General features: G+C 70.9%; 15 protein-coding genes. 13 read left to right on the top strand and 2 right to left on the bottom strand.

Annotation, left to right across the window (positions count from 1 at the left end; genetic code table 11):
• Positions 1-37 precede the first annotated feature (37 nt).
• Positions 38-619: a TetR/AcrR family transcriptional regulator gene (locus DMC61_RS33500; RefSeq protein WP_016332589.1), complete on the top strand. Its 582-nt coding sequence runs from the start codon at positions 38-40 to the stop codon at positions 617-619.
• Positions 620-654: 35 nt separating this feature from the next.
• On the top strand, positions 655-1,017 hold the full coding sequence (locus DMC61_RS33495; protein ID WP_016332590.1) for a helix-turn-helix domain-containing protein: 363 nt from the start codon (positions 655-657) through the stop codon (positions 1,015-1,017).
• On the opposite strand, the gene DMC61_RS33490 is transcribed toward DMC61_RS33495, so the two are convergent.
• Entirely contained in the window at positions 1,002-1,619 is a 618-nt protein-coding gene (locus DMC61_RS33490; protein WP_125694353.1) for a TetR/AcrR family transcriptional regulator, read from the bottom strand. The two genes, DMC61_RS33495 and DMC61_RS33490, sit on opposite strands and share 16 nt — an antisense overlap.
• A gap of 84 nt (positions 1,620-1,703) precedes the next feature.
• Between DMC61_RS33490 and DMC61_RS33485 the strand changes: the two genes are divergently transcribed.
• The 5 genes from DMC61_RS33485 (at position 1,704) to DMC61_RS33465 (ending at position 6,262) form a co-directional block, all read left to right on the top strand.
• Complete coding sequence (locus DMC61_RS33485; protein WP_125694351.1) at positions 1,704-2,216, top strand: PH domain-containing protein; 513 nt, start codon at positions 1,704-1,706, stop codon at positions 2,214-2,216.
• Positions 2,213-3,718, top strand: coding sequence for a PH domain-containing protein (locus DMC61_RS33480; RefSeq protein ID WP_125694349.1), 1,506 nt, complete (start codon positions 2,213-2,215; stop codon positions 3,716-3,718). Before DMC61_RS33485 ends, DMC61_RS33480 begins: the two co-directional genes overlap by 4 nt.
• A gap of 43 nt (positions 3,719-3,761) precedes the next feature.
• Positions 3,762-4,523, top strand: a complete 762-nt coding sequence (locus tag DMC61_RS33475) for an isocitrate lyase/phosphoenolpyruvate mutase family protein (protein ID WP_125694347.1) — start codon at positions 3,762-3,764, stop codon at positions 4,521-4,523.
• Positions 4,524-4,533: 10 nt separating this feature from the next.
• A complete protein-coding gene (locus tag DMC61_RS33470; RefSeq protein ID WP_125694345.1) occupies positions 4,534-5,553 on the top strand; it encodes an aminotransferase class V-fold PLP-dependent enzyme in 1,020 nt (339 codons plus the stop codon).
• A gap of 88 nt (positions 5,554-5,641) precedes the next feature.
• Positions 5,642-6,262 carry a hypothetical protein gene (locus DMC61_RS33465; RefSeq protein WP_016332596.1) on the top strand — a complete coding sequence of 207 codons (621 nt, stop codon included), beginning with the start codon at positions 5,642-5,644 and terminating at the stop codon, positions 6,260-6,262.
• 97 nt (positions 6,263-6,359) lie between these two features.
• Here DMC61_RS33465 and DMC61_RS33460 read toward each other — a convergent pair whose 3' ends face one another.
• A complete protein-coding gene (locus tag DMC61_RS33460) occupies positions 6,360-7,289 on the bottom strand; it encodes a ferritin-like domain-containing protein (protein ID WP_125694343.1) in 930 nt (309 codons plus the stop codon).
• Positions 7,290-7,424: 135 nt separating this feature from the next.
• Here DMC61_RS33460 and rimP point away from each other — a divergent pair, with 135 nt between their 5' ends.
• The 6 genes from rimP (at position 7,425) to rbfA (ending at position 13,362) form a co-directional block, all read left to right on the top strand.
• Entirely contained in the window at positions 7,425-7,964 is a 540-nt protein-coding gene (rimP, locus tag DMC61_RS33455; protein WP_016332598.1) for a ribosome maturation factor RimP, read from the top strand.
• Positions 7,961-9,001, top strand: a complete 1,041-nt coding sequence (nusA, locus tag DMC61_RS33450; protein ID WP_016332599.1) for a transcription termination factor NusA — start codon at positions 7,961-7,963, stop codon at positions 8,999-9,001. The genes rimP and nusA overlap by 4 nt, the downstream gene beginning before the upstream one ends.
• Positions 9,002-9,111: 110 nt before the next feature.
• Positions 9,112-9,327, top strand: a complete 216-nt coding sequence (locus DMC61_RS33445) for a YlxR family protein (RefSeq protein ID WP_016332600.1) — start codon at positions 9,112-9,114, stop codon at positions 9,325-9,327.
• 145 nt (positions 9,328-9,472) lie between these two features.
• Positions 9,473-12,490: a translation initiation factor IF-2 gene (infB, locus tag DMC61_RS33440; RefSeq protein WP_125694339.1), complete on the top strand. Its 3,018-nt coding sequence runs from the start codon at positions 9,473-9,475 to the stop codon at positions 12,488-12,490.
• Between the two features lie 73 nt (positions 12,491-12,563).
• Positions 12,564-12,857 carry a DUF503 domain-containing protein gene (locus tag DMC61_RS33435; protein WP_016332602.1) on the top strand — a complete coding sequence of 98 codons (294 nt, stop codon included), beginning with the start codon at positions 12,564-12,566 and terminating at the stop codon, positions 12,855-12,857.
• A 28-nt stretch (positions 12,858-12,885) separates the two neighbouring features.
• Entirely contained in the window at positions 12,886-13,362 is a 477-nt protein-coding gene (gene rbfA / locus DMC61_RS33430) for a 30S ribosome-binding factor RbfA (RefSeq protein WP_016332603.1), read from the top strand.
• Positions 13,363-13,377 lie beyond the last annotated feature (15 nt).

Here is a 13,377-nt window from a genome sequence, read left to right as displayed (position 1 = left end):
AGCCCCACGACGCACGCAGGAGGAACGCAGCGCCGCGATGCGCGTCAGGCTGCTCGACGCCACGATCGACTGTCTCGTCGAGTACGGCTACGCGGGCACCACGACCACCCGTGTCGCGGACCGCGCCGGGGTGACCCGCGGCGCGCAGGTGCACCACTTCCCGACCAAGACCGACCTCGTCACCTCGGCGATCCGGCATCTAGCGGCCAAGCGCACCGAGGTCGCGATGGCGGAGATCGACCGGCTCAAGGCCTCGGCCGACCCGGTCGGGGACGCGTTGCAGCTGCTGTGGGAGATGCACCAGGGGCCGGTCTTCTCGGCGACCGTCGAGCTGTGGGTGGCGTCGCGGACCGACGCGGAACTGCGCGCCCAGATGGCGGTGGTCGAGCCGATCGCGACGAGCAGCCTGGTCGAGTTCGGCAAGGCCCTGCTGCCGGACCATTCGGCGCATCCGGAGTTCCTGCACGCGGTGTACACGGCGATGGACGTCGTCCGCGGCATCCTCATCGCCAGCTGGGCGACCCGCGACCAGACCGAACTGGAGGCGCGCTGGGAGCGCGGCCGCCGTCATCTGATCCTGCTGTTCGAGGCGTTGATGCAGCCCGCTCCCTCCCGCTAGGCGTGTTACTCTCCCCGGGAAAGTGAGGAGGTCACGTGCTCGGAAACCCGTACGACCCCGACTGCCCGACCCGCGCGCTGCTCGACCGCATCGGCGATCAGTGGACCGTGCTGATCGTCGGCGTGCTCGGCGACGGCCCGCTCCGGTTCACCGAGATCGGCAAACGCGTGCGCGGCATCTCGCAGAAGGTCCTCACCCAGACGCTGCGCAGCCTCGTCCGCGACGGGATCCTGACGCGCACGGCGTACCCGGAGATCCCTCCGCACGTGGAGTACGAGCTGACCGCGCTCGGCCGCAACCTCGCCGAACCGCTCGAGATGCTCGACAAATGGGCCCGTGTCCACATGGGCGAAGTGCTCGACGCGCGCAAGAACTACGACGGTCAGCTCACCGCCTGACCGAACAGCCGGTCGAGGTGGTAGTCCACTGTGGACAGCGCCTCCTCCGGGGTGCGGTGCTTCATCACGATGTTGGTGCCCTGGGAATCGGCGAGCGCCCAGAGGATCGCGGACTCGTGCATCGGGTCGGCCGATTTGTCGACATCGCCCGCCTCCTGGCTCTGGCGGATCAGGAGGGCGAACAGCTCGAACAGCTGGGGCACGCCGTCGGTGAACGCGGCCGCGAAGGACGGGTCGGAGATCGCGCGGATGAAGAACGCGACGCCCATCAGCCAGTCGCCGCGGCGGCGCTCGTCGAGCGGCAGGATCTCGATCATGATCGCGCGGATGATGGCCTTGGGCGTCGACGGCAGTTCGCCGGCCTCCAGCTGGGCCTTGATGCGCTCTTCGTACACCTGCGAGCGGCGTTCGACGGCGAACAGCAGCATTTCGTCCTTGGTCTTGAAATAGTGCTGCACCAAGCCCATCGACATGCCCGCTTCGGCGGCGACGTGCCGGAGGCTGACTCCTTCGAGGCCTCGCGTGGCCGTCAGCCGCGTCAGCGCCTCGGCGATCTCCGCGCGCCGCGCCGCGTGATCCACCTGCTTCGGCACCCTCACCATCCGTTCCGCTGTTTGCAATGCGATCGCATTGCCACTACTGTCCCACGCTATTACGATGCGATCGCATTGTAAACGAACTCGGGGGTGAACTCGGTGGAAGCCGAACGGGGGAAGGTGCGGCTGCGGCCGCCGCGGAACGCGCTGGATCAGCGGGTCGTCGGCTGGTGGCGGCTGCAGGGAACGCTTTTCTGGGGCGCGCCGGTGCTGGTGCTGGTGGTGCTCGGCCTGCTCATCGCGCCCGCGCGGTTCTGGCTGCTGACGCCGGCGGTGGTGTTCGCGGTGCTGGGCCTCGTCTGGGTGATCGCGATGCCGCTGTGGTGGTTCAAGGTGCATCGCTGGGAGGTCACGGAGACGGCGGTGTACGCGCGCTCCGGGTTCTTCTGGCAGGAGTGGCGCGTCGCGCCGATGTCACGGATCCAGACCGTGGACACCCTGCGCGGGCCGCTGCAGCAGGTGTTCAAGCTCGCGACCGTCACGGTCACCACGGCGTCGGCGCGGGGTGCGGTCAAGATCCGCGGGCTCGACCACGAACTGGCCGCGAGCCTGGCGGAGCAACTCACCGAAACGACGCAGGCGACGCCGGGGGACGCGACATGACCTCGGGCGAGTTCGAGGGCTGGAGCACACTCGACAAGCGGACGCTCGCCGTCACCGCGGTGATGATGACCGGCGCGGCCGTCGGTGCCGCGATCCCGACCACGCTCGCGATCGTGGGCGGTGGCGCGAGCTTCTGGGTCGCGCTCGCCTGGGTCGTCGCCGGCGCGGTGGTGCTCGTCGGCGGCGGCGTGCTGGCGGAACTGTTCTACTGGAAGGGTGTGCGGTACCGGGTCACGCCGGACCGGCTGGAGACGGCGTTCACCCTGGTGTTCCGCTCGCGAAAATCCCTTCAGCGGGAACGGATCCGCAACGTCGACCTGACGGCCAACCCGCTGCACCGGCTGTTCGGCGTCGCGGTGGTGACCATCGGCACCGGTTCGCACGAGTCGGGCGGGCAGGGCCGGATCAAGCTCAACCCCGTCTCACGCGCCGAGGCCGAACGGCTGCGCGCGGATCTGTTGCGCCGCGCCGAAATCGAGGAGACCGACGACGACGCGCCGCTCGCCGAACTCGACCGGAGCTGGATCCGCTACGCGCCGATGTCGTTCGTCACGCCGACACTGGGCCTCGCGGCGGGCGGTGGCCTGATGCAGGTCTCGGAATGGGCGGGCCTGCAGAAGGGCCTGATCGACTGGGTGATCGGCCTGTTCCGCGGGATCCCGCTGGTGGTGGCGATCCTGATCCTGCTGGCGATCGCGATGCTCGTCGGCCTGATCGGCGCGCTGGGCCTGTGGATCGAGATGTGGTGGAACTACCGGCTCGACCGCGAAGCCGGCGGCACGCTGCGGGTGCGCCGCGGGCTGTTCACCACGCGCTCGATCTCGATCGAGGAACGCCGGATGCGCGGCATCGACCTCGTCGAACCGCTCGGGAACCGGATCTCGGGCGCGGCGCGGGTCGACGCGATCGCCACCGGAATGCGGCAGAGCGCCGACAAGGACAAGACCGACTACCACACGCTGCTGCCGGCCGCGCCGGTCGCGACGGCCAACCGCGTCGCGGCGGCGGTGCTGCGCGAACCGGTCTCGCCGACCGAAGCCGTCCGGCTCACCGGGCATCCGCGCGCCGCGCGGGGCCGGCTGCTGCGCTGGTGGATCGGCTCGGTGGTGGTCCTGCTGGCGATCTTCGCGCTGCTCGGCTTCCTGCTGACCGACGTCCTGCTGGTGATCGGCGCCGCGCTCGGCGTGGTGCTGTTGCCCGCGTCGGTGCTGCTGGCGCTGGACGCCTATCGCAATCTCGGGCACGGGATCACCGGGCGGTACCTCGTCGGGCGGCACGGGACCGTGCGGCGGAGCACGTTCGCCCTGGAGCGCGACGGCGTGATCGGCTGGACGGTGAAACAGTCGATCTTCCAGCGGCGCAAGGGTTTGCTGACCGTCGTGGCGACCACGGCCGCGGGGGCCGGGGCGTACTCGGTGTACGACGCGGGGGAGGAGCAGGGGCTGCTGTTCGCGGAGGAGTCGGTGCCGGAGCTGCTGACGCCCTTCCTCGAACGGGCCTGACGCTTCGGCCGTCACCGAAGCGTCCACTGGCTACCGTCGTGTCATGACCGCATTCGCCGCATTGCACGTCCCCGGTTCCCCGTTGCTCCTGCCGAACGTCTGGGAGTTCGGCACCGCCGCCTTCCTGGCCGCGCAAGGCTTCCCGGCGCTCGGCACGACCAGCCTCGGGGTCTCGGCCGCCGAGGGCGAGCCGGACGGTGCCCCTTCCTCGAAGGACGCCACCGTCCGGCTGGCGCGGCGGCTCACCGGGCTCGACACGCTGATCAGCGTCGACCTAGCCGACGGGTTCAGTGAAGACCCGGGCGAGGTCGGCGCGCTGGCGGCGGAGCTCGCCGAAGCCGGTGTCGCGGGCATCAATCTCGAAGACGCCCTCGGCGACCCCGTGCGGCACGCGGCCAAGATCGCGGCCGCGAAGGACCGTGCCCCCGGTCTGTTCGTCAACGCCCGCACGGACACGCATTGGCTGGGAGCGCCCGACATCGGCGCCGCGATCGACCGCTCTCTGTCCTATGTGGACGCGGGAGCCGACGGCGTGTTCGTGCCGGGGCTCGCCGAAGCCGCGGGCGTCGAGAAGCTGGTGAAGGCGGTTGGGGTGCCGGTGAACCTGCTGTTCCTGCCCGGCAAGGTCACCGTCGCGGGGCTCGCCGGGCTCGGCGTCGCCCGGATCAGCCTCGGGTCGCTGCCGTACCGGATGGCGCTGGCCGCCACGCTGCGCACGGTGGAGGCGGTGCGCGACGGCGGGGAACTCCCGCTGACCCCGCCGTCCTACGCCGACGTCGCGGCCCTGCTGCCGGAATCTCATTAACCTCGGGGGCATGCAGACCTTCGGAGCCGAATTCGCCGTCCCGCCCGGATATCTGAACACCCCCAGCATCGGAATCCCGCCCTCGCACGTGGCCGACGCGGTGGCGGAGGCGGTCGAGCGGTGGCGGCGCGGCGAGGCCCGGCCTGCCGACTTCGACGAGCCCGTCGCGCGGACCAGGGCGGGCTTCGGGGCGCTGATCGGCGTTCCCGCGGAGCGCGTCGCGATCGGGGCGTCCGTGTCGCAGTTGATCGCCAACGTGGCCGCCGGGCTGCCCGACGGCGCCAGCGTCCTGGTCGCCGCGAACGACTTCACGAGCGTCACCTTCCCGTTCGCCGCCCAGGCGTATCGCGGGGTGAAGGTCACCGAAGTCCCGCTGGCCGACCTGACCGAGCGCGTCGAAGGACACGACCTCGTCGCGGTCAGCGTCGTCCAGTCGGCGGACGGCGCCCAGGTCGACCTCGCCGCGCTCCGCGCCGCGGCCGAGGCGGCGGGCGCGGCGGTCCTGCTCGACGCCACCCAGGCCGCCGGGTGGCGGCCGCTGGACCTCGGCTGGGCCGACTGGGTGGTCGCCGCGGGCTACAAATGGCTGCTCGCGCCGCGCGGAGCGGCGTGGCTGGCCGCGCATCCGCGGGTGCTGGAGCGGGCCGTGCCGGTCGCCGCGAACTGGTACGCGGGCGAAGAACGCTGGCAGACCGTCTACGGGCTCCCGCTGCGCCTGGCGGAGGGCGCCCGGTCGCTCGACCTGTCCCCGGCGTGGCTCGCGTTCGTCGGCGCCGCCGCCTCGCTCGACTACCTCGCGTCGTTGGATCTGGAGGCCGTCCGAGCGCACTGCGTGGGCCTCGCCGACTCACTCCTCGAAGCGGTCGGCTCACCCGGTCAGGGGAGTGCGATCGTCTCGCTCGACGCCGACGCCCGCCGGGTGGCGGAAGCGGGCATCGTGGCCGGTACCCGGGCCGGGCGGCAGCGATTCGGCTTCCATCTCTACAACACGGCTGACGACGTCGAACGGGTGATAAGCACGTTCAGGTGAACCGCCGGACTGGCGTGAACTACCGTATGTTCCCGTGGTTGGTGCGCAATTTACCCCGGGAGCGACGGAAACGACCCGGCTTCAGCCGGTGCGACCGGCAGGGCCGGGCGGACCGCCGTCCGCGCCGAAGCCGCCGAGGGACACCAAGGCACTGGCGCTCAAAGGCGGCGCGCTGGTCGCCATCGCGGTCGTCTCGGCGCTGCTCTGGTGGCTGATCCGGCACGAGCCGGAGCCGACGCCGGTCGCGGACACGCCGTCGAAGAGCGGCCAATTCCAGTTCACGCTGGTCGAAGGGCCGCAGGTCACCACCGACTGCGCGAGCAAGGCCTACGGCGACACCAAGAAGTTCTTCACCGACACGCCGTGCACGCGCCTGTCGCGGGCGCTGTACACGACGGAGACCGGTGGCAAGAAGGCGCTGGTGTCGGTCGTCCTGGTCACCATGCCCGGCGAGGTCACCGCGACCCAGCTCAAGACGCTGACCGACAAGGACGGCACGGGCAACGTGTCCGACCTGGTGCGCGACGGGACCTTCAAGGCGCAGGGGGCGCCGAAGATCTCGGGGCAGGACGCGGCCTACGACTCCCACGTCAGCGGTGCCGAGGTGGCCATCGTGCTGGCGGGCTTCTACGACAAGCAGAAGGACAAGCCGGTGCTGGAGCGGATCGCGACCGACGCGCTGCGGCTCTCGGGTGACCTGCGCCGCTGACCGGAATCCCCGCCTCCGGATGCTAGGAAAGGACCGTTCCTTGCAAATTTTGCAAGGAACGGTCCTTTCCTAGCGTTTGAAGGGACGCGAAGAAGCCTCAGACCGACTGGCCCGGCATCGCGATCGCCACCGGCTTCGCGCCGAACTCCGCCCGCCAAGCCGTCCCCCGCCGCGCCGACCCGATCAGCGCGTTCAGCGCGGTCGTCCGCAAGGCCGCGTCGTCGGTCCGGTCGACCACGCCGAGCCAGGCCGCCGACGCGTCCGACTCGGCGGTCGCCACCAGTTCCATCGCCGAGTTCGCCTCGGTCACCGGCCTCGGCGGCACGTACGCGGCCTCCGGTCCGGTGGGCGCCTGGCCCGCCGCGGAAAGCATCCGTTCGCAGACGTCCCGTCGTTTGACGTGTTCGGCCGTACCCCGCGACACCGCGCCGCTGAACGCCGCCGGCAGGTACGCGCTGACCAGCCCGTACACCCAGATCGCCGCGTGTTCGGCGGCCAGTGCCTGCTGGACGGCCTCCGCCGCCTCCCCGCTGAGCTGGACCCCGGCGGGCACCTCGACGGCCCCGGCTTCGTCGCCGCGGCCCAGCTTTTCCGAACTTTGCTGCAGCGCCGCGCAGCCCGCCGCCACCGAGGCGACCATCCCGGCGCGATAGCGGGGCAGTGTCGGCACGAGGCCCTCGGCCTGTTTACGGGCCACGGCAAGTCGTTCTTTGAGGCCGTCCAGCGACGACGGCGGCGGAGTCGCCGCCGGGCCCGGCTGATCCGGCTTCGGCCGGTTGAGCCGGTCCACCTCGGTCTTGAGCGCCGCCGCGTGCGCGGCCCGCGCGGTGGCGACCGCTTCGCCCTCGGCGCCCAGCGCCTTCGCTCCGGCCGCGTCGGTCACCGCCGCGCGCAGCAACGGGCCCAGCGGGTCGGGGCTTTCGTCGAAGCCCGGGGAGCAGGCGGACGCCAGCGGCACGGCCAGCGCGGCCAGCGCCCCCATCCGCAGGAAAGTGCGACGGCTCGGCTCTGTCGATCTTCCGGTCACGCCGCCCCATCCTGCCAGTACCCCGTGCGGGGCCGCCGCTCGCGCGTCACGCGGGGGTGACCGGATAAGCTGGTCCACTACCGAACCCGGATCCACGCCGCCGGGTCGCCCACAGCCGAACAGGAGCGCTCCACCGTGCCCAACGACCTCGCCAGCAGGCTGGAGCCCATCGTGGCCGAAGCCGTCAAGGCCGCGGGTTTCGACCTCGATTCCTTCGAGGTCCAGCAGGCAGGCCGCCGTCAGCTGGTCAAGGTCGTCGTCGACGGGGACGACGGCGTCGGGCTGGACGAGGTGGCGGGCGTCAGCCGCGCGGTCTCCGCCGCGCTCGACGAGAACGAGCACGTGATCGCGAGCGCGTACACGCTCGAAGTCACCTCGCCGGGTCTCGACCGGCCGCTGACCGTGCGGCGGCACTGGCGGCGCGCGAAGTTCCGTCTCGTCAAGGTCACCCCGGCCGAAGGCGCGGCGTTCATCGGCCGGGTCGGGCACGCGGGGGAGAAGTCCGCGCGCGTGCTCGTGGACGGCGAGATCCGGGACGTCCCGTACGCCTCGGTGGCCAAGGCGGTCATCGAGATCGAGTTCAAGCAACCACCTGCCGAGGACCTGAAACTGTTGGAAACCGATGCGTCGGCCCTGAACGCCGCCACCACGGAGCCGAAGGAGGAGCCGAAGTGAACGTCGACATCGCCGCGCTGCGCGCGATCGAACGGGACAAGGACATCCCCTTCGAGACGGTGATCGAAGCGATCGAAACCGCGCTGCTCACCGCGTACAAGCACACCGAGGGCCACCAGCCGCACGCCAGGATCGACATCGATCGCAAGAGCGGGCTGGTCCGCGTCCTCGCGCACACCCTCACCCCGGACGGCCAGACCGACGAGGAATGGGACGACACCCCCGAAGGCTTCGGGCGGATCGCCGCGACCACCGCGCGGCAGGTCATCCTGCAGCGCCTGCGCGACGCGGAGCACGAGAAGACCTTCGGCGAGTTCTCCGCCAAGGAGAACGAGCTCGTCGCCGGCGTGGTGCAGCGCGACGCCCGCGCCAACGCCCGCGGCATGGTCGTCATCCAGGTCGGCGACATCGAAGGCGTGCTGCCCGCGATCGAGCAGGTGCCCGGCGAGACCTACGAGCACGGCGACCGGATCAAGGCCTACGTCGTCACCGTCTCGCGTGGCAACCGCGGCCCGCAGATCACGCTGTCGCGTTCGCACCCGAAGCTGGTGCACAAGCTGTTCGCCCTCGAGGTCCCCGAGATCGCCGACGGCACGGTCGAGATCGCCGCCGTCGCGCGGGAACCGGGACACCGGACCAAGATCGCGGTCCGCTCGACGGTGCCCGGCGTCAACGCCAAGGGCGCCTGCATCGGCCCGGTCGGCGCGCGCGTGCGCAACGTGATGAGCGAGCTGGCCGGCGAGAAGATCGACATCATCGACTACTCCGACGACCCGGCGAAGTTCGTCGGGAATGCGCTGTCGCCCGCGAAGGTTGTGTCGGTGAAGGTCGTCGACGAGCGGGCCAAGACCGCTCGCGTCGTCGTCCCGGACTTCCAGCTTTCGCTCGCGATCGGCAAGGAGGGGCAGAACGCCCGGCTCGCCGCGCGGCTCACCGGCTGGCGGATCGACATCCGCAGCGACGCCGCTCCCGAGCAGGGTGACGAAGCACACGCCGGGCAGGCGCGGCCCGCCGCGGCAACCGGTTCGGCTGAGTGAAGGTCGAAGCGCTAGACTTACGAGTGGTTCAGAGTCCGCCGCCGGGAACCGACCCCCAGCATGACCGGGAAACCCCGGTTCGCACTTGTGTCGGTTGCCGTAAGCGGGCCTTGATCGGCGAGTTGCTGCGAGTGGTCGCGGCGGACGGTCGGTTGGTCGTCGACGAACGTCGGCGGCTGCCGGGCCGGGGTGCCTGGTTGCACCCCGTGCCGGACTGTCTGGCCAAGGCCGAGCGGCGCAGGGCGTTCCCCCGAGCACTCCGTGTTCCCGGGTCGCTCGACGCCCAGGGTGTCCACGAACGCCTGGAGCGGCACGCCGAAGGCTAAAGGGCGCCGGGACATCCCCGGTGCCGGATGGAATCAGGAAGCAGGTCGACCCGTCATGAGTCAGCCGTGAAGCTGAATCAATGAACGCGCGACAATAGGACGAGGTCTGCGGGTCTGCCGCCGGCCTCCCCAGATGAGGAGAGCTGTGCCAGGCAAGGCCCGAGTACATGAGCTCGCGAAAGAGCTCGGCATCACCAGCAAGGAAGTTCTCGCCAAGTTGAAGGAACAGGGCGAGTTCGTGAAGTCCGCGTCGTCCACCGTCGAGGCGCCGGTCGCCCGCCGTCTCCGTGACGCGTACCCGTCCAAGGACGGCAAGAAGAAGCCGGTTCCCACCCCCGGCCCGCGCCCTTCGCCCGCGCCTCCCGCGAAGCCCGCTGCCCCGGCTCCGGCCGCGAAGCCCGCTCAGCCCGCGCCCGCGGCGAAGTCCGAGGCCCCGGCCGCCCCCGCGTCACCCGCTCCGGCGGCGTCCGCACCGTCGGCCCCGGCCCAGCAGCCGTCCCGTCCCACCCCGGGCGCCCGCCCGGGTCCGCGCCCCGGCCCCCGGCCGCCGGCGCCCAAGGAAGAGGTCGCTCCGGCGGCGAAGGCCGCTCCGGCCGAGCCGAAGAAGGAGACCCCGGCAGCCCCGGCCACCCCGCCGTCGTCCCAGACGCCGTCGCAGGGTTCGGTCGTGCCGCCGAAGCCGCAGGGCCCCAAGCCCGGCGGTCCGAAGCCCGGCCCGCGCACCCCGCGCGTCGGCAACAACCCGTTCGGTGTGGGTTCCGGTGCCCCGGCCCCGCGTCCGTCCGGCCCCCGTCCCGGTGGCGGCCAGCAGGGCGGCGACAACCGCCCGCCGCGTCCCGGTGGCGGTCAGGGCGGCGGCGACCGTCCGGCTCCCCGTCCCGGTGGCGGCGCGCCCGGTGGTAACCGGCCGAGCCCGGGCAACATGCCCCCGCGCCCGAACCCCGGCATGATGCCGGGCCGCCCGGCCCGTCCGGCCGGTGGTCCCGGTGGCGGTCGCGGTGGTCCCGGTGGTGGAGCCCGTGGTGGCCCCGGCGGCGGCGCCCGTGGCGGTCCCGGTGGCGGCGGCGGAGGTTTCCGCGGCGGTCCCGGTGGCGGCGGCGGTGGCGGCTTCCGTCCCGGTGGCGGTGGCGGCGGTTTCCGTCCCGGTGGCGGCGGTCCCGGTGGGGGCGGCGCCCCGGCCGGTGGCGGCGGCTTCCGCGGTGGCGGTGGCGGTCGTGGCGGCCCCGGTGGCCGTGGCGGTACCGCGGGTGCCTTCGGGCGTCCCGGTGGTCCCTCGCGCAAGGGTCGCAAGTCGAAGCGGCAGAAGCGCCAGGAGTACATGGACAACATGCAGGCGCCCAGCGTCGGCGGTGTCCGTCTGCCCAAGGGGCAGGGCGAGACGATCCGCTTGCCGCGTGGTGCCTCGCTGACCGACTTCGCCGAGAAGATCGACGCCAACCCGGCTTCGCTGGTGCAGGTGCTCTTCCACCTCGGCGAGATGGTCACGGCGACGCAGTCGGTGTCCGACGACATCCTGGAACTGCTCGGCGGCGAAATGAACTACAACGTTCAGGTCGTCAGTCCCGAGGAAGAGGACCGGGAGCTGCTCGAGACCTTCGACATCACCTACGGCGAAGACGCGGGTGAGGAAGAGGATCTGCAGGTCCGCCCGCCGGTCGTGACCATCATGGGTCACGTCGACCACGGTAAGACCCGCCTGCTCGACACGATCCGCAAGACGAAGGTGCGCGAAGGTGAAGCCGGTGGCATCACCCAGCACATCGGCGCCTACCAGATCGAGACCGAGCTCGAAGGCACCCCGCGCCTGATCACCTTCATCGACACCCCGGGTCACGAGGCGTTCACCGCCATGCGTGCCCGTGGTGCCAACTCGACCGACATCGCGGTGATCGTGGTGGCGGCCGACGACGGTGTGATGCCGCAGACGGTCGAGGCGATCAACCACGCGCAGGCCGCCAAGGCGCCGATCGTGGTCGCGATCAACAAGATCGACAAGGAAGGCGCGAACCCGGACAAGATCCGGCAGCAGCTGACCGAGTACGGCCTGGTCGCCGAGGAGTACGGCGGCGACACGATGTTCGTCGAGATCTCCGCGCGGCAGAACATCAACATCGACGGCCTGCTCGAGGCGATCCTGCTGACCGCCGACGCCGCGCTGGACCTCCGGGCCAACCCGGACATGGAGGCCCAGGGTGTCGCGATCGAGGCCCACCTCGACCGCGGCCGCGGTCCGGTGGCCACGGTGCTGGTCCAGCGAGGCACGCTGCGCGTCGGTGACTCGGTCGTGGCGGGTGACGCCTACGGCCGCGTCCGCCGGATGGTCGACGAGCACAACGTCGACGTCACCGAGGCGTACCCGTCGCGTCCCGTCCAGGTCATCGGGTTCACCTCGGTGCCGGGCGCGGGCGACACCTTCCTGGTGGTCGACGAGGACCGCGTCGCCCGGCAGATCGCCGAGCGCCGCTCCGCCCGGACGCGCAACGCCCTCAACGCGTCGCGTCGCAAGCGGGTCAGCCTCGAGGACCTCGACTCCGCCTTGAAGGAGACGAACAGCCTCAACCTGATCATCAAGGGTGACAACTCCGGTACCGTCGAGGCGCTCGAAGCCTCGCTGGTGCAGCTCGAGGTCGGCGACGACGTCGAACTCAACGTCGTGCACCGCGGTGTCGGTGGCGTCACCGAGTCCGACATCGACCTGGCGACCGCGTCCGACGCGATCGTCCTGGGCTTCAACGTCCGTGCGCAGGGCAAGGCGACCGAGCGGGCCACCCGCGAAGGCGTCGACGTCCGGTACTACACGGTCATCTACCAGGCGATCGAGGAGATCGAGCAGGCTCTGAAGGGCATGCTCAAGCCGGAGTACGAAGAGGTGGAGCTCGGCAAGGCCGAGGTCCGCGAGGTCTTCAAGTCCTCGAAGATCGGCACCATCGCCGGTTGCCTCGTCACCTCGGGCGAGATCCGCCGCAACGCGCGGGCCCGCCTGCTCCGCGACGCGACCGTGGTCGCCGAGAACCTGCCGATCAGCTCGCTGCGGCGGTTCAAGGACGACGTGGTCGAGGTTCGCGACGGTTACGAGTGTGGTCTGACGTTGGGGTCGTACAGCGACCTCAAGGTCGGCGACATCATCGAGACCTACGAGCAGCGCGAAAAGCCGCGTGCGTAAGTGACAAAGCGGCGCTCCTCCGCATCTGGGCGGGGGAGCGCCGCTTCACCTTCGAAACAACCCAGAACCCCACATGTTCGTAGGAGCTCTTGAGCTCGACATCCTGCTGGGCGACGTCCACTCGCTCAAGCAGAAGCGATCCGTGATCAAGCCGGTGCTGGCCGAGGTGCGCAGGCGTTTCGACGTCTCCGTCGCCGAAGCGGGCCATCAAGACCTGCACCGGCGCGCGCTGATCGGTGTGGCCGTGGTCGCGGCGAGTGGCGAGCACGTTCGTGACGTGCTCGACTCGTGTGAGCGCCTCGTGGCCGGGAGGCCGGAGTTCGAACTGCTCTCCAGCCATCGCCGGCTGCTCGGCCCGGACGACTGACGAAGACCTTTCGAGGAGACGAATTCCCATGGCCGACCCCGCTCGGGCTCGTAAGCTCGCCAAGCGGATCTCACAGATCGTCGCGCACGCGATCGAGCACGACATCAAGGATCCGCGGCTCAACTACGTGACGATCACCGACACGAAGATCACGGCGGACCTGCACGACGCCACGGTCTACTACACGGTGCTCGGCGAGAACCTGGAGTCCACGCCCGACCACGCCGGTGCCGCGGCGGCGCTCGAATCCGCCCGCGGTGTGCTGCGCACGAAGGTCGGGCAGGGCACCGGAGTCCGCTACACTCCGACGCTGGCCTTCGTGGCCGACAGTATTCCTGAGGACGCCAAGCGCATCGAGGACCTTCTCGCGAAGGCGCGGGAAGCCGATGCGGAGGTCGCCCGGCGGGCCACTGGGGCGCAGCACGCCGGCGAAGCCGACCCGTACAAGCCGCCGCGGGAAGAGGCCGAAGACGATGAGTTCGCCGACGAGGAGACCCGTCGCTGAGCGACCGGACCACGC

Origin of the sequence: Amycolatopsis sp. WAC 04169 (assembly GCF_003947535.1) — a bacterium.
GTDB classification, from domain to species: domain Bacteria; phylum Actinomycetota; class Actinomycetes; order Mycobacteriales; family Pseudonocardiaceae; genus Amycolatopsis; species Amycolatopsis keratiniphila.
The sequence above is the reverse complement of the archived record's forward strand: the minus strand, read 5'-3'. Positions and strand labels throughout refer to the sequence as shown.